General features: G+C 43.9%; 14 protein-coding genes and 3 tRNA genes. 6 read left to right on the forward strand and 11 right to left on the reverse strand.

What is annotated here, in order from left to right; all coding sequences use genetic code 11:
• Positions 1 to 49: 49 nt before the first annotated feature.
• Positions 50 to 1966: an AMP-dependent synthetase/ligase gene (locus T426_RS0116150; protein ID WP_025864459.1), complete on the reverse strand. Its 1917-nt coding sequence runs from the start codon at positions 1964 to 1966 to the stop codon at positions 50 to 52.
• Positions 1967 to 2136: 170 nt separating this feature from the next.
• The gene (locus T426_RS0116155) at positions 2137 to 3186 is read right to left on the reverse strand and encodes an aldose epimerase family protein (protein ID WP_025864460.1); all 1050 of its coding nucleotides are present in this window, start codon (positions 3184 to 3186) and stop codon (positions 2137 to 2139) included.
• A 118-nt stretch (positions 3187 to 3304) separates the two neighbouring features.
• Between T426_RS0116155 and T426_RS0116160 the strand changes: the two genes are divergently transcribed.
• The 5 genes from T426_RS0116160 to T426_RS0116180 all read left to right on the forward strand — a co-directional run bounded on the left by T426_RS0116160 (position 3305) and on the right by T426_RS0116180 (position 9338).
• Positions 3305 to 4321 (forward strand): GntR family transcriptional regulator, encoded by a 1017-nt coding sequence (locus T426_RS0116160; protein ID WP_036985468.1) that lies wholly within the window; start codon positions 3305 to 3307, stop codon positions 4319 to 4321.
• A 107-nt stretch (positions 4322 to 4428) separates the two neighbouring features.
• On the forward strand, positions 4429 to 5589 hold the full coding sequence (locus T426_RS0116165) for a galactokinase (RefSeq protein WP_025864461.1): 1161 nt from the start codon (positions 4429 to 4431) through the stop codon (positions 5587 to 5589).
• A gap of 20 nt (positions 5590 to 5609) precedes the next feature.
• Positions 5610 to 6656 carry a UDP-glucose--hexose-1-phosphate uridylyltransferase gene (locus T426_RS0116170; protein WP_025864462.1) on the forward strand — a complete coding sequence of 349 codons (1047 nt, stop codon included), beginning with the start codon at positions 5610 to 5612 and terminating at the stop codon, positions 6654 to 6656.
• Between the two features lie 32 nt (positions 6657 to 6688).
• The gene (locus tag T426_RS0116175) at positions 6689 to 8311 is read left to right on the forward strand and encodes a sodium/sugar symporter (RefSeq protein ID WP_036985469.1); all 1623 of its coding nucleotides are present in this window, start codon (positions 6689 to 6691) and stop codon (positions 8309 to 8311) included.
• A gap of 91 nt (positions 8312 to 8402) precedes the next feature.
• Positions 8403 to 9338, forward strand: a complete 936-nt coding sequence (locus T426_RS0116180; RefSeq protein ID WP_025864463.1) for a metallophosphoesterase — start codon at positions 8403 to 8405, stop codon at positions 9336 to 9338.
• Between the two features lie 123 nt (positions 9339 to 9461).
• Here the strand turns inward: T426_RS0116180 and T426_RS0116185 are convergent.
• The 6 genes from T426_RS0116185 to T426_RS0116210 form a co-directional block, all read right to left on the reverse strand.
• Positions 9462 to 9535, reverse strand: a tRNA-Asp gene (locus T426_RS0116185).
• A 22-nt stretch (positions 9536 to 9557) separates the two neighbouring features.
• Positions 9558 to 9634: transfer RNA gene (locus T426_RS0116190), tRNA-Asp, on the reverse strand.
• A gap of 25 nt (positions 9635 to 9659) precedes the next feature.
• Positions 9660 to 9736: transfer RNA gene (locus T426_RS0116195), tRNA-Asp, on the reverse strand.
• Between the two features lie 172 nt (positions 9737 to 9908).
• Complete coding sequence (locus tag T426_RS0116200; protein ID WP_025865906.1) at positions 9909 to 10454, reverse strand: RsmD family RNA methyltransferase; 546 nt, start codon at positions 10452 to 10454, stop codon at positions 9909 to 9911.
• Complete coding sequence (locus tag T426_RS0116205; protein WP_025865907.1) at positions 10445 to 11296, reverse strand: DUF3822 family protein; 852 nt, start codon at positions 11294 to 11296, stop codon at positions 10445 to 10447. The genes T426_RS0116200 and T426_RS0116205 overlap by 10 nt, the downstream gene beginning before the upstream one ends.
• 10 nt (positions 11297 to 11306) lie before the next feature.
• Positions 11307 to 11948 carry a hypothetical protein gene (locus T426_RS0116210; protein WP_025865908.1) on the reverse strand — a complete coding sequence of 214 codons (642 nt, stop codon included), beginning with the start codon at positions 11946 to 11948 and terminating at the stop codon, positions 11307 to 11309.
• A gap of 87 nt (positions 11949 to 12035) precedes the next feature.
• Here T426_RS0116210 and T426_RS0116215 point away from each other — a divergent pair, with 87 nt between their 5' ends.
• Positions 12036 to 13457, forward strand: coding sequence for an ATP-dependent DNA helicase (locus tag T426_RS0116215; protein ID WP_025865909.1), 1422 nt, complete (start codon positions 12036 to 12038; stop codon positions 13455 to 13457).
• A 410-nt stretch (positions 13458 to 13867) separates the two neighbouring features.
• On the opposite strand, the gene T426_RS0116225 is transcribed toward T426_RS0116215, so the two are convergent.
• The 3 genes from T426_RS0116225 to T426_RS0116235 form a co-directional block, all read right to left on the reverse strand.
• On the reverse strand, positions 13868 to 15127 hold the full coding sequence (locus tag T426_RS0116225) for a C1 family peptidase (protein WP_025865910.1): 1260 nt from the start codon (positions 15125 to 15127) through the stop codon (positions 13868 to 13870).
• 134 nt (positions 15128 to 15261) lie between these two features.
• Positions 15262 to 16179 (reverse strand): ribonuclease Z, encoded by a 918-nt coding sequence (locus T426_RS0116230; RefSeq protein ID WP_025865912.1) that lies wholly within the window; start codon positions 16177 to 16179, stop codon positions 15262 to 15264.
• Between the two features lie 76 nt (positions 16180 to 16255).
• Entirely contained in the window at positions 16256 to 16603 is a 348-nt protein-coding gene (locus tag T426_RS0116235) for an STAS domain-containing protein (protein ID WP_025865913.1), read from the reverse strand.
• Between the last annotated feature and the right edge of the window lie 35 nt (positions 16604 to 16638).

Below are 16638 nucleotides of genomic sequence, written 5' to 3' on the forward strand. Positions count from 1 at the left end.
CGGAATAGTTCAAATTTAGGTTGACCTATTCCGGATACGAGTTGGTTGCCTACAGCGTTCCGTTCCATTTGGCGACGGCCTCCATATTCATCGGATTGATGATATTCCGGGCTTCGGCTGTGTAGAGAAATTCCAGCTCTTTACTAAAGTATTCAGTGATTTTTCCACGAACCATTTTCATCGTGCTGTTCATTAAATGATTTTGCTCGGTAAAGGCTTCCGGAAGAACGGCGATGGTTGTCGGAAGCCATCGTTCAGGAAATTCACCTTCGTATTTTCCACCTTTGCGGTATGCATCCACTTCCTGTTTAATAATCTCCAGCGTTTTCTGGTTGCCTTCTTCCGTTCCGGGTTCGATGTTCATTTTTTGCAGTTTCCGGTTAATGGCAGCAATATTGGGCACTAACATTCCGGAAGTATAAGGATTCTGATTATTGTAGAGCATGGCCTGATCGATGAATTCCGACTGGTCAACCAGCGCTTCTTCAATACCTTCAGGACTGAATTTTTCACCGTCATTACCAATTAGCAGGCTCTTGAAACGTCCGAGAACATACAAAAACCCATCCTTGCTCATGTATCCCATATCGCCGGTATGCAGCCAGCCATCTTTTAAGGTTTCGGCTGATGCTTTTGGATTTTTCCAGTAACCAACCATGACATTATCGCCTTTGATGACGATTTCGCCTTTTTCGCCAATTGGTACTTCTTTTCCTTCATCATCGCTGATTTTCAGTTCCAGGTCTTTCACCAGTCGTCCGGAGGAACCGAATTTAATGGCATGCAGTGCATTCGAAGAGATAACCGGAGAAGCTTCGGAGAGTCCGTAGCCTTGACAAACGGGTACCCCGATGGCTGCAAAAAAGCGCTGAAGTTCAATATCGAGTAGAGCACCTCCACCAACGAAGAATTTCAATTCGCCTCCAAAGGCTTCCCTGATTTTGGAAAACAGAATTTTGTCGTAAAAAGCAACTGCTGGTTTCATAAATGCACGCCAGCCTTTGCCTTTGTTCCAGCCATCACCATTATAGGCATAAGCAACTTTTAGTCCTTGTTTGAAAAGCTTTTCCGCTGTTTTTCCTTTTGCCTGAATATTTTTTTCGATGTTTTTCCGGAAATTCTTCGAAAGCGCCGGAACACTCATCATAATGTTTGGTCTCAGCTCTTTGATGTTGTTCGGAACATTTCGCAACGTTTCCATTGGCGAACGGCCTATTTGCACTGAACCAATACTGGCACCATTGACCATGAAACTGTAGAGACAGGCAGTGTGTGCAAATGAGTGGTCCCAGGGAAGAATGGCTAATGTCCTGAAACTCTCATCGATGTCCATTAATGAATTGGATTGTGCCACATTTGCTGCGTAGTTCAGGTGTGACAACATAATGCCTTTTGGATCGGCAGTCGTTCCGGAAGTGTAGGAGATATTGGCCAAATCATCGGGTTGGATGCCTTGCCAGATGAGGTCAAATGTTGCTTTCTTTTCCGGATCGTTGAGATAAGCTTTTCCTTCTTTAATTAGATCGTCATAACTGAGGTCATTCGGTCCCTGATTTTCTTTTCCGTCGATGTAAATAACTTTTTCAAGAGACGGAACCTCCTGGCGAATGCTCTCGATTTTCTCTGCTTGTTGTCCCGAAACAATGACCATTTTAGCACCGGAATGTTCCAGCCTGAATTTAAGTTCGGAGGGTTCCAGCTTTACCGACAATGGAACGTTGATAGCGTTGCAGTATAAGATGCCCAATTCGCTTACCAGCCAGGCATTTCGACCTTCGGATAAAAGTCCGACCCGATCACCCATTTCGAGCCCTTTGGAAAGTAGTCCGGCTCCGAATTGATGAACTTGTTCCTGAATTTCACGGTAAGTGGAAGGTTGGTATTTGTCTTTCGTTTTTTCCCAAAGAAAGGGATTGTTAGGAAATTTAGCGACGCTTTGCTCAAAGAGCTCAATCAGTGTCTTCATAGGTTGTTTGTTTTTTCCATCGGTGAAAACCGGAGTAAAGGAATTTTTTTGTTAAGCAAGATCCAAAACTATGGAAATTTCCGGTAATCAGAAAACTGTTTTAAAGCCTGAAATAAACGTGAAACTGCCTGAATGTGATGTATTCAGGCAGTTGCTTGTGAGGATGTTATTTATTTCGTTCCGAAGCGATAGACGGTTTTCGAATGGAATTGTTCACCGGGTCGTAACTCGGTGGAGGGAAAATCAGGGTGATTGGGGGAATCAGGATAGTGCTGTGTTTCCAGCGCAACACCGGCATATTGACCAAATTGTTCACCGTTTTTTCCTTTTATGTTTGGGATGTAATAACCGGTGTAAAGCTGGATCCCCGGCTCGGTTGTCAGTACCTCAAGGGTTCGTCCGGTCGATTCTTCCGACAGTGCAGCTGCTTTTTTCAACTTTTCCCCATCACTATCCAGAACGAAGTTCAGATCGTAACCATCTTTCAGCTCCTTAATTTTTGAGCCCAGTTCGTGTTCTTTAGTGAAATCGAATGGTGTTCCGGTCACGTTATTTATTTTCCCGGTAGGGATGAGTGTTTCATCCGTCTCTGTATATTTATCGGTATAGAGTTTCAGATTGTGGTGCAGAATATTTTCCCGGTTTCCAGTCAGATTGAAGTAGGTATGGTTTGTCAGGTTAACCACGGTTGGATGGTCGGTCTCAGCTTTGTACTCAATACTGAGCTCATTTTTGTGGTTCAGAGTATAGATAACGGTTACATCCAGGTTACCCGGATAGCCTTCTTCCATGTGAACACTTCTGTATTTTAGTTCAACACCAACCAGGTCGGGTTTTTCAATTTTGTGTGGAGCCCACACTACTTTGTCAAAACCGGTTAGTCCGCCATGCAGGTGATTGGGACCATTATTTACAGCTAACGTGTGTTCCTGTCCGCCGAGGGTAAATCTGCCTTTAGCAATCCGGTTGGCATAGCGGCCGGCAATGCAACCAAAAAATGGACATTCGGTTCGATATACCTCACTCAGATAATCTTCAAGTGCCGAAAAACCGAGTGCAATATTCGCGGTATTTCCGTCTTGGTCGGGTGTTTCGATGGAGGTGATAATGCCTCCGTAATTAGTTATTTTAATGGTTATTCCATTATCGTTTCTTAATTTGTATAGAAATACTTTTTCTCCTTTCGGGGTTGTTCCAAATACTTCTCTTTTTAATTCCATAGGTATTTCGGATTTGATTTTTGAAATTCCTTATAAAAATAAACATACCAGTGGGGACCAGTAGTGTTTTTGATGAATTTTTTGAACTTTGTAATTTATAAATTTATCTGCTTAATCCATGAATCAAGTGAAATTGAAGCACATATTCCAGATTGATGAAACGGCTGGAATTCCCAAATACAGACAAATCATTAGTTCGGTTTATAAGGCAATTGAACAGGGAAACCTGAAAAAGGGTGACAAAATTCCCTCGCTGAATGAAATATGTCAATCGTTCGACTTGTCGCGTGACACCGTGATGGTTGCGCTAAATGAGTTGAAAGCCAGGGGTGTTGTATCTTCGGTTCCTGGTAAGGGATATTATATCGACAGTACGGTCCTCGATTATGAGAAGCGGATATTTGTCCTTTTCGACGAACTAAATGTCTTTAAAGAAGATTTGTACAATTCGTTTACCAGCCAGCTGGACAACAAAACCAGCGTTGATATATACTTTCATCACTTTAATTTCAACCTGTTTGAAAAATTGGTAACGGAAGCGACCGGAAAATACAGCGCCTATGTTATCATGCCGGCCACCTTCGATAACACGAATCAAGTAATTCGCCATCTTCCAAACGATAAGGTTTATATTCTCGATCGGGAAAAAGCTGATCTGAAAGGATACCCTGTAATTTATCAAGACTTTGAACAAGATGTTGTTGATGCACTGCAGGATGGCAAAGATTTGCTGAAAAAATACGATCGGCTGGTGATGCATTTTCCAGGAGGGAAGGAACCGGAGGGTAGAGTAGATGGTTTCAAGCGCTTTTGTGAAGAAAACGAAATTGAATACGAGGTGATTTACTCGCTTAGCAACCGGAAAGTTAAAAAGGGAGAAGCCTACTTTGTGATGTCGGATCGGAACCTGGTGAGAATGGTTAAGAAAGCAGCCGAAGCGAAATTGGAATTGGGTGAAGATTTGGGGTTGGTTTCTTTTAATGACACGGTTTTGAAGGAAGTTGTTGCTGGTGGAATCACGACGATATCTACTGATTTTAAGTTGATGGGGGAAACATTGGCTGAACTTGTGGAGCGGAAGAAATCGGGTAAACTGCGAAATCCGTCAGCTCTTATTCGTCGAAAATCATTATAAGTTAATACCTGACTAATTTCTCAGGCAAAACATTTTGCCATGTGAGGAAGAATTGATAGTTTTACCAACCGGTACCTACCAGTATGAATTAATTAGGTTTAACTCGAATGAATATTGAAGAACTAAAGAAGCAATTTGTCAGTAAATACGGTGCGGGGGAAGTATCTGTATATTTTTCTCCGGGGCGTGTAAATCTTATAGGAGAGCATACCGATTACAACGGAGGTTTTGTATTTCCTTGCGCTCTCACTTTCGGAACTTATTGCCTTATCAGGAAAAACGATAAAAAGAGCTTTCACTTTGCTTCATTGAATGTAGAGAATGAAACGGATATCACCTTCGATAAACTAACTCAACCAATCGGAAACGAGTGGTTCAACTATCCACTGGGCGTTATTGCCCAGTTTGTGAAAAAAGGAAAAACGCCTGATACAGGTGCCGATTTGCTCTTTTGGGGAAATGTTCCTAATGGTGCCGGACTTTCCTCCTCAGCTGCACTCGAAATGGTGACCGGAGTTGCCATCAACGATGTGTATAGTTACGACGAAGAGCGGGTGGAACTGGTCAAAATGGGACAGATGGCAGAGCACGAATTTGCTGGTGTGCATTGCGGAATTATGGATCAGTTTGCTTCCGGAATGGCACATAAAGATCATGCTCTTTTCCTGAACTGCGATACTCTGGATTATGAACAGGTGCCGGTCAAATTGGATGGAGTGAAGATTGTCATCGGTAATACGAATAGTCCACACAAGCTGGATTCAGGGATGTACAATAAACGGGTGGCTGAATGCAAAGCTGCGGTGGAATCGATAAAACCTTTCAAGCCGATTAAACAATTGGGAGAATTATCCTGGGATGATTTTCTGGGACTTCAGGATAAAATTGATGATGAGGTGGTTCGCAAACGGGCTCGCCACGTCATCTCTGAGATTAAACGCACCCGTGATGCGGTAGATGCATTGAAAGCCGGAAAGCTGGAAGAGTTCGGTCACTTGATGAATGGCTCACATGACTCGCTTCGAGACGACTATGAAGTCACCGGAAATGAGCTGGATACCATGGTGGAGGAAGCCCGAAAAATTGAAGGAGTGATTGGTTCCCGCATGACGGGGGGAGGATTTGGCGGCAGTACGGTTTCGCTGGTGAAAGATGAAGCGGTGGATGCCTTTATTGAACAGGTTGGCCGGAATTACGAGGCACGTACTGGTTTGAAACCAGAATTTTATGTTGCTGAGGTTGGAGAAGGAAGTCACAAGATTTGCTAACGTAAAAATCAAGGTGAAAAATGTCTAATTTTAATTTAACCGATCATCCGCATCGAAGATATAATGCTCTGACTGGTGAATGGGTTCTGGTGTCACCACATAGGGCCAAGCGTCCGTGGCAGGGACAGGTGGAAAAGATCCAGGAAGAGACCCGGCCGCAATATGATCCAACCTGTTATTTGTGTGCGGGTAACGAACGTGCAGGAGGTGAGAAAAATCCGGATTACGAATCCACTTATGTGTTCAGAAACGATTTCAGTGCGTTGCTGGAAGGTACCCCGGAAGGAATCGTGGAAGAGGGGGAACTGTTTCGGGCGGAAAGTGAGCGTGGCGTTTGCAAAGTCATCTGTTTCAGCCCGCGACACGATTTGACCATCCCGGAGATGGAGGTCGAAGAAATTGCCAAAGTCGTTGATGTGTGGCAGAACGAATACAATGAGTTGGGTGCAAAAGATTTTATCAATTATGTCCAGATTTTTGAGAATAAGGGGAGTGTGATGGGATGTTCGAATCCTCATCCGCACGGACAAATCTGGTCATCCACCTCCATTCCGAACGAGCCGGCCAAAGAACAGATGGCACAACTTCAGTATTACAATAATCACCGGCGAACGTTACTTGGCGATTATCTGAAGAGTGAGCTGGAAAAGAAAGAACGCATCCTGGTCGAGAACGAGCACTTTGTAGCATTGGTTCCGTACTGGGCAGTCTGGCCATTCGAAAGCATGATTATCAGTCGCAGAGCAATCCAACATCTTGGACAATTTACTTCGGAAGAGAAATTGGCTCTGGCCGATATTTATAAACGACTGACGGTAATGTATGATAATCTGTTCGAGGTATCTTTCCCTTATTCTGCAGGCATACATCAAAGTCCGACCGATGAGGAACCTCACCCGGAATGGCATTTTCACATGCATTTTTATCCTCCGCTGTTGCGTTCAGCTACAGTGAAGAAGTTCATGGTCGGATACGAAATGCTGGCCACGCCTCAACGGGATATTACGGCAGAAACCAGCGCAGAGCGTTTACGGTCACTGTCGGCCGTTCATTATAAAATGAGATAGAAAATCATAAATCGATACTAAATCCAATTCATATGTTTACATTTTGGGATTATATGGCTTTCATTCTCTATGCCGTCGTGATTTTAGGTGTAGGGCTCTGGGTTTCGAAAGAAAAGAAAGGCCATAAAAAGAATGCCGAAGACTACTTTTTGGCAAGTAAAGGATTACCCTGGTGGGCCATCGGTGCATCGGTGATTGCTGCCAATATTTCGGCTGAGCAATTTATCGGGATGTCCGGTTCGGGATTTGCCATTGGTCTGGGAATTGCCTCCTACGAGTGGATGGGAGCTGCAACGTTAATAATCGTTGGAAAATATTTCCTTCCTATTTTTCTCGATAAGGGAATTTACACCATGCCGCAGTTCCTCGAAGTGCGTTATGATAGTCGCGTGCGCCTGGCACTCGCTATTTTCTGGTTACTGGTTTACGTATTTGTGAACCTTACTTCAGTGATGTACCTCGGAGCACTCGCTTTAGAAACCATCATGGGCGTGCCGTTGCTATACGGAATCATTGCCCTGGCGCTTTTTGCCGCACTCTATTCTATTTATGGTGGGTTGAAAGCCGTAGCCTGGACGGATGTTATTCAAGTTGTATTTCTGGTTGCCGGTGGGTTGATTACGACCTGGATGGCGCTGGATGCCGTTGCAGACAAGTTTGGTGTCGATGGTCCGTTGAATGGATTTGTAGAATTAATGAAGCAAGCCCCGGAAAAATTCAATATGATTATTCACCGTGGAGAATTGCTGGTTCCGGATGGCAGTACCGGAGGGACACGCGATGCTTTTCAGGACCTCCCCGGAATTTCCGTATTGGTTGGTGGATTGTGGGTCGCTAATTTGGCCTATTTCGGTTTTAACCAGTACATTATTCAACGCGGACTGGCAGCCAAAAGTGTAGACGAAGCCCAGAAAGGGATGATCTTCGCAGGTTTTCTGAAGATTCTAACGCCACTAATTGTTGTGATTCCGGGCATTGCTGCCTTTGTTCTGACACAGAATACCAATATTGTAATTGAGCCTTCCGATAAGGCGTATCCCTGGCTGCTCCATACATTTATTCCTACCGGGATTAAGGGATTGACTTTTGCAGCTTTGGCAGCGGCAATTGTATCGTCACTGGCGTCGATGCTTAACTCAACTTCGACCATCTTTACGATGGATATTTACAAAAAATATCTGCGTCCGGAGGCTTCACAAACGCATTTGGTAACCATTGGTCGTATTACCTCTTTTACTGCGTTGGTAATTGCTGTTTTTGTCGCACGGCCTTTACTTGGCGGACTCGATCAGGCGTTCCAGTTTATTCAGGATTTCACCGGAATGATTACCCCTGGCGTGCTGGCGATTTTCGGACTGGGAATGTTCTGGAAGAAAGCGCGCGCAAATGGGGCGCTGATTACAGCTATTCTTACCATTCCGATGGGATTTGCCTTCAAAGCATTGATGCCGAATCTTCCGTTTATGAACCGGATGGGTATTGTATTTCTGATTCTGGCTGGCATTTTGATTTTAGTGAGCTTGCTCGAATCGAGAGCAGATGATCCGAATGGATTAGCCATGAAAAAAGATTACTTCAAAACATCGAAAGGATTTAATATCGGGGCTATCATCATCAGCCTCATTCTGATTGTTTTCTATACCGTTTGGTGGTAGTAAACCGAATGACGGGCTTAAAGTTAGGCAGCTTCGTATTTCGGGGCTGCTTTTTTATTTCCAATACCAATAATTTTTAAATTTACTGCCCATGAAGGATACAACTCCACTCTACGATATTATTGGTGATGTACATGGCCACGCAGAACTGTTGAAGAAGTTGCTCAGTAAACTCAACTATGAGCAAATTGACGGGATTTGGCAGCATAAGAAACGTATGGCTGTGTTTGTGGGAGATTTTATCAACCGCGGACCAGAGATCAGGGAAACCCTGGAAATTATCAGGGGAATGGTCGAAGCCGGAACAGCTCACGCTATTTTGGGAAACCATGAATATGCGGCCATTTTGTATCATATAAAGGATTCCGGAGGCACGTACCTGGGACGGCATATCTCGGGCAATCGGAACCAGATTATTAAAACACTGGGCCAGTTTAAGAATGACAAAGAGCTTTGGAAAGACCATCTCAGATGGCTTCGTACGCTGCCGCTTTTCCTTGAGCTCGGTGAGATAAGAGTGGCTCATGCTTACTGGAATGATGCCGAAATTGGTTACCTGAAAGAGATTCTTCCACAGGATAAGCTGAGGAAGCGTTTATTGCGCGAAATACATGAGAATGGACATCCGGCAGCCGAAGTGATTTATCGCCTGTTAAAAGGCCTGGAATACCGTACCCCGGCTGATTTAATATTGAAAGATACGCGTGGCATGGCCCGCCGGACTTTCCGTATGAACTGGTGGGAATCGCCAGCCGGGAAAACCTTCCGAAGCCTGTCTTTCGGCAATAAGTTTGTTTTGCCTGATTATTCCATTCCTCAGGAAATTATGCCTCGGTTTGAACCCTACCCCGAAGACCAACCACCTGTATTCTTCGGGCACTATTGCCTTTCCGGTTGCTGTGCTATTCCACAATCTAATTTATGCTGCGTGGATAGCTGTGTGGCAACAACCGGAAAATTGACTGCCTATCGGTGGAAGGGCGAGAAGAAATTAACAGAGGAGCATTTGATTTCTGTTCAGGATTGATGGACTGCTCCGGTTCACTTACATCTTCTGTGAATTGTTGAATGGAATGGGAGCGGATTTCTGAAAAAGAGATATGTAGGAATTTATAAAAACAAAAGCCCCGGAACAACTCCGAGGCTTTCGCGGTCTGGACGGGACTCGAACCCGCGACCCCATGCGTGACAGGCATGTATTCTAACCAACTGAACTACCAGACCAATAAGTTTCTTTCTATTTTATTGGCGGTCCGGACGGGACTCGAACCCGCGACCCCATGCGTGACAGGCATGTATTCTAACCAACTGAACTACCGGACCAAAATCGTTTTCCTTTATTTTTTTATGGCGGTCTGGACGGGACTCGAACCCGCGACCCCATGCGTGACAGGCATGTATTCTAACCAACTGAACTACCAGACCAGGTATTTTCAGGAAAACGTTCACAAAATATGAAAGAACCGGGCATTGCGCCCTGCCTTATTTTTAAAGGCGATGCAAATATATAGCTTGTTTCTTTAACTGCAAATCTATCCCCCAATTTTTTTACCAATATTTTCAGGAAATAAAACGGGAAACGATTTGGTGAAGATACTCAATCTTTTCCTTGTGAAAACATTGAAAAATGAACACTTCCGTATTTACGCAGTTCTGAAAATTGAGGATGCGACTCAAAACTGTTCGTTTTTCCGTGTTCGAGGATGAAAATTCCATCGGGTGTCAGCAACTCATGCTGGAATATGAGCTCGGGTAAGGTTTCCAGGTTGGGAAGAGCATAGGGCGGATCGGCAAATATCAAATCATATTTTCCTGCACTCTTTTCAAGGAAACGAAATACATCGCCTTTTATCAGGTGAACTGCCTTCTCAACACCGAGTGTTTTAACCGTTGCCTGGATAAACGAAAAGTGACGGTAGTTTTTTTCAACGCAGGTAACTTTTCCGCATCCGCGTGAAACGAACTCCAGCGTGATGCTCCCCGTTCCTCCAAACAAATCGAGAACGGAAATTTCGTCCAAATCTATTCGGTGAATCAGAATATTGAAGAGGTTTTCCTTGGCAAAATCAGTGGTTGGTCTTGCTTTAAAGCTGGAACCAGGGCTGAAATGCCTTCCTTTGAATTCTCCGCCGATTATTCGCATCGATATAAACTTAACAGGGGTGCGTAATAGTGTTCGGGAATTTCGTTAAAGGTGTAGCTGTATTGATAGGTCGTATCGAGTTTGGCAAAGGCCACCTTTCTGATGTACTTCTTCAGTAAATGGTAATGTGGTGCCATCCGCGAAATATATCCCGAAATAATCACATTTGCTTTCTCCGGATTTAATTTGAGTTGCTCAAATATGTACATCACATAGTACAGCACATCATTTTCATCCCGGTAGGAAAAATTGTTATATAATCTGAGTTTCGGCCCTTCGATGACCATTAAATCGAAATCGTGCCGGAAAAAATTAAGATGAACCTCGACCCGGTCAGTCTGCGATTTGTTGCGTTTTAAAGCACTTTCAATAATCGGGTAGAGATGATGCCTGATTGTTGCTTTGGGAAACTTCGAGAGGAGGAATTCGCGGAAGTTGACCGGAATTTCATAAAGTGACCAGGCTTCTGCCTTGTGCAGATGCGTCTTTTCTATGGCAAAATTATTTTCCAGCGGATGATTGAAAGCGAAAAATTTCTCGGCGGTTCCCCGCGAGTACATGCCTTCAGGAACCAACGTCGATTTACGGGTCGAATAAATGATATCGATGCTTTTATATTCGAGGCCGAAAAGCTCTTCTTCTTCAATCACATCCCTCAGCCGGTTTAATAAAAGACGCGGCCTTTTCAGGAAAACAGGGTGGTTGCGTAGCAGGACATATTTTCCCTTAGGAATATCGAGTATACAAAAAGAAAATCCATCCAGACTGATCTGGATGGATAAATGATATAGTAAAGTTTGGGTACTATCAAATGTTTTGTCGATAAAACGAATATCTCGCATTAGCTAAACATTATTCCCAGTTTCCTGCATTGTTGTTTGCTTCGGTAAGTGAACCAACTTTTAAGCCGGGGTACTTTCCGTCAACCCTGCTTTTTTCATTCAGATTGATGATCTCCTGTCCGTACTCTTTTTCCAACTGATTCAGAATAATATTGTTGTGTGCACGTGCTTCAAAAACAGCAACGTCAACACCTGAACCCGTTTTTACGCGAGTGGCGCCCAGGAAGAACTTTTTGCCATTGGTGTATGGAATAATCGGTAATTTGTCGATTGGATAACTCTTTCCGAAAACCGAATCCAATACAGCAACCTTTACGGTATCACGGATGATTTTGCCTTCTCTCAATGCTTTGTCTTCTGTCCAGCCCGCGTCAATCATCGAGTCCGTTAACGAACCAATTTTACGTACCAACGGCAATGAATCATGTTTCACAAATGTGAGCAGCGTATCCCAACTGCCGGTGAATTTATTATTCACATCTTTGTAAGCCAGTTCTGCCTTACGAATGTCTTTCAGCTTATCTACAACTGCTGCATAGCGTTTATCTTTCTCTTTCTTGAAATCAATCGGCCGGCGAACAGTATCGTAAATCAAATAAGTCAGCACTATCGCTAAGATGATAAGAACAACTTGTAGTAATGTTTTCTTCATTTTTTTCCGAATGAATTTGTTGGTTTGCCTGCAAATTTAAAAAAAAAAATAAATCTTGAGCCGTGGAACTGGCTTAATTTCTGTGATATGTTAAAAAACCACGTTAAGAATTCAATATACGAAGTATTAGGTTTTGAACCAACTGAAAGCCAGCGGAAAATGATTGATCTGCTTTCCGGTTACATTACTTCGCCGCATGCCGATCTGGTTTTCCTGCTAAAGGGTTACGCGGGTACCGGAAAGACTTCTGTTGTCAGCGCGTTGGTAAAGGTTTTGGGCGGAATGAAGATTCGTACCGTGCTATTGGCACCTACCGGAAGAGCTGCAAAAGTACTGTCACATTACGCGCACACAACAGCATTAACGATCCATAAAAAAATATACCGTCAACAATCGACTACTGATGGTACCGGACGTTTTTTGCTGGACCGAAATCTTCACAAAGACACTGTTTTTATTGTTGATGAGGCTTCGATGATTTCCAATCTGGGGCAGGAGAATTCGATTTTCGGTTCAGGCCATCTGCTTGACGATTTGGTAGAGTATGTGTATTCAGGTAAAAATTGCCGGTTAATTCTGGTGGGCGATGTGGCGCAGTTGCCTCCGGTGGGATTGGATATGAGTCCGGCACTTTATTCGCAAGAGCTTGAATATTACAATCTGGAAGTGTTGATGAGTGAGCTTTCCGATGTGGTGAGACAGGAGGCCGATTCCGGAATTCTTCACAACGCTACGAAAATCAGGAATCAGCTGGACCAGGACGATGAATATGGATTCTGGTCCATTGAAACGGAAGGATTCGACGATATTATCCGGTTGAGTGGGGATGAACTGATAGAGGAAATTTCTTCGTGTTATGGTAAATACGGAATGGAAGAAACCATGATTGTTACCCGCTCCAACAAACGGGCCAACAAGTTTAACGAAGGCATCCGCCGAACCGTTCTTTACCGTGAAGAAGAGCTTTCTACCGGGGATTTGCTGATGGTGGTAAAGAACAATTATTACTGGGCAAAGGAGATTGAAGAACTGGATTTTATTGCCAACGGCGATATTGCTGAAATCATCCGGATACGAAAATATGAGGAATTGTATGGCTTCCGCTTTGCGAACGTAACACTGCGGTTTATTGATTACAAAGACGTGGAAATTGATTGCAAAATTTTTCTGGATACGTTAATGCACGACGGAGCGTCGTTTACATCGGCTGAAAATAAGAAGTTGTTTGAAGGGGTTGCGCAAGATTATTTAGACATCCGGAATAAGCGGCAACGGTGGGAAAAGATTCGGGAGAATGAGTATTTCAATGCGTTACAGGTGAAGTTTGCGTATGCGGTAACCTGTCACAAAGCGCAGGGCGGGCAGTGGAAGGCCGTTTTTGTCGATCACGGTTATCTTACCGAAGAGATGATCGATCGCGAATACCTGCGTTGGATGTACACCGCTTTTACTCGCCCAACCGAACGACTTTACCTGGTTAACTTCCGAAAAGAGTTTTTTGGAGAATAAAACAACGGATTTTTTCGTTGCATTCATGTTTTAAGGATTCTTCGTGTGGAATTAACCCTGGGCGAATATATTTTAGGATTTTTCTATCTAAAATAACGTTGAGCAATCATGTTTGGGTTTTCTTTTAATTAGAATGTGGCCGGGCAAAATTGCTATAGACGTTTTTTTTTATAGATGCTGGCTGAGCGAATGTGTTTCGGCCTTATTCTATTTAGGAGGGCGGTGAGCAAACGTGTTTAGGGTTATTTTGAGTTAAATTGAACGCTAAACAAAATTGTTTAGCCATAATCTGGACAAATCCGGGGCTTCACAGACTGTTTTGGAGATTTTTGGTCGCGGAGAAGGTTTCAACCGTTTTTGTTTTCTTGGAAAACAAAAACGGGAACTTAAAAAAGCTCCCGTTCCTTGATTTATTTCTTATCGTCGAATTTCTTTAAAATATCTTTTACCGCTGCACGGTTGATGGTAAAGCCCATCATTTTCAGCTTCACGTAATCCTGGCTGAAGAAATAGTAGCCAAATTCCGGTGCGTTCGGGTCGTTATTGCGCGAGCCCGAGCTGGAATCTTTAATCAGGTACCAGTCTTTGCCGTCACCATTAAAATTGGCGAGGTAACCGACCAGGTGCATACCATGATCGTCGGTGGTGCTTTCGTTGGCAAAACGGAATTCACGGGCGTCATCGTTGATGTATGCCGACGGAATATCGAAATCGGGTACAATCGCACATTGTGTTTCACGTGAGAATCCTGCCTCAGAAACATCGCCGCCAATACTCATGGTATAACCTTCGCGAATCGCGTCGTGGATGATTTTCATGAAGACATCGAGCGGAACATTATAGTAATCTTTGTTGTGCCACCAGTTGTCCGGTACTTCGTATTCCACTTTCTGCCAGTAAGGCTTTTGCTTGTACGAAAGTATTTCCACGAAATCATTCGGATCGAATTTCAGGTAGTCCTTCATATATGCCGTTGGGGTCATATCTTTACCATTGACCATGAAATGTGTGGGAGGAACGCCCATGTAGTGGTTCATGATATCTTTGATGGTTGCCAGCACCTGTTTTTCATTCCACGCATTGTTCTTCTTCACCGATTCGAGGTAGCTTTTCATCTCGGCGAACATTTTGGCATGTGAGTGAAATTTGTGACCGTCAATCAGGCCGGTATAAGCCGATTCCGGCATCAAGCCGTACTGCTTTGCCAAGCGGGCATCTGCATTTCCTTCTGAACCTTCGTCGAATAGCGAGTTGCCCCGTTTTTCGACATAACGGCGTGCTTTTGCTACATACTCCCAGTATACCATGTACATTTCCGACAACTTCACTTTTTTACCAGTGGTGCGGTAAATTTCCGATTCGTAAAATGAAAGGGTAGAGAAGTCCCAGCAGGTACCGGTGTTTCCCTGAGAAATCGGTGGATTGGCCCAGTAGCGTTTGTAAAGGTCTACTTTGTTGGGAAGCTTCATTCCCGACTGGTCCATCTCGAAACGATGGTAAGGCGGTTTTTTAACCAGCGAGTCGTTTACCGCATTCACATCTTTCATGATGGTTTGGTAATAATAGCCTTTCCCCTGGGGAACTTCAATCATTTTGCCTTTGTCGCGATCCTGTGCAAACAAATTGGCCGAAGCCAGCAAAACAACTGCTAAAAGAATTATTCTTTTCATGCAAGTTTATATTTGATTATCGTTTTCTCTGCAACAGGTCAGAATGGGCGGCATTAGCCGGAACATTATGACTTGTTCGGCAGAGCTTATTTTTAAAGGTTCTAAAAATAGAGATTTCTGATGAAAGAAAATGCTCAGAGTATTTCAAATGTTGCCCCATCTTCGGCTGCATAGGTCTCCGGAAAAATGCTCCTTGCATCATTCACAATGGGCTCAATATCGTAGTAACGAGCGGAAAAGTGCCCCAGAATAAGTTTTTTTGCCGCTGCCTTTTGTGCCATTGTGGCTGCTTCGCCGGCCGTGGAATGATACGTTTTGTGAGCCCAATCTACCATATCGTTGGCGAAAGTGGCTTCGTGGTAAAGTAAATCGGCTCCCTGGATTGAGTCAATAGCTGGTTCGTGATAAATTGTGTCGGTACAAAACGCGTAGGAGCGTGGTTTCCCCGCTGGTAGGGTTAACTCTTTATGGGGAATGATTCGTCCATCGGGAAGCGTAAAATCACTTCCTTCTTTAATTTTTACCCGCTCCTTTAGCGGAATATCAAATTCCTCCAGTTTATCCTTTCGGAGATGCGGAAGTTTTGGTTGTTCGCTAAAGCGGAAGCCGCAACAGGGAACACGATGCTTCAGTGGGAATGACTCGACTTTAATCTTTTTGTTCTCAAAGATTACCTGTGGGCGTTTGAAGTTAAGAGGATGAAAAACAACGCGGAAATCCATTTCGCTGCGAAAGAAAGCGGTGTGACAGTCGAGAATTTCCTGTAAAGGTGAATGCGCATAGATGTGCAGATCTGTTTTCCGTCCAAGCAACGACATCGTGGAAAGTAATCCGGGTAACCCGAAAATGTGATCGCCATGAAGGTGTGAAATGAAAATTTGGTTAAGCTTTCCGATTCTGGCTTTGTATTTCCGGAGCTGAATCTGTGTGCCTTCGCCGCAGTCTATCAGGTACGGCTGATTGTTCAGAGTAACAACCTGAGATGTAGGGAAACGCCTGGACGTAGGGAGGGCCGAACTGCTTCCGAGAATGGTAACGGTAAACGGAATCATAAAATGGTATTTGACCAAATATAAAAAGAAAGCCCGGCTTGTTCAAACCGGGCTTATTCTTTATATCTGAAAAGACTTATGCATCTTTCTTGAGCAGTTTACTGGCTTCCTTCTCATCGGTTGTGATGGTCAGAACCGTGTCGAGCATTGCCAGTTTTATCAGCTTGTCAACCATCGGTGTCAATCCGCATAAGACAAATTGTCCCGATACATTTTCACAAAGCCGGTTGCCTACTAACAGGGCGCTCAGACCCGAAGAGTCGCAATATGTACACTCACTGATATCGAGGACGATGTTCTTTTGTCCATTTTCCGTTGCCAATACCAGTTCCGATTTTAAATCGGGAGCGATAAGACTATCGAGTCTTTCGTTGTGCACCTGTATAACGGTGTAGCCTTCTTTATTCTGCGTACCAAAGTTCATAGATGCAAGATAAGAAATTATGATGAATTACAATT

The sequence above is a fragment of the Prolixibacter bellariivorans ATCC BAA-1284 genome (assembly GCF_000621705.1).
Classification (GTDB): Bacteria; Bacteroidota; Bacteroidia; order Bacteroidales; family Prolixibacteraceae; genus Prolixibacter; species Prolixibacter bellariivorans.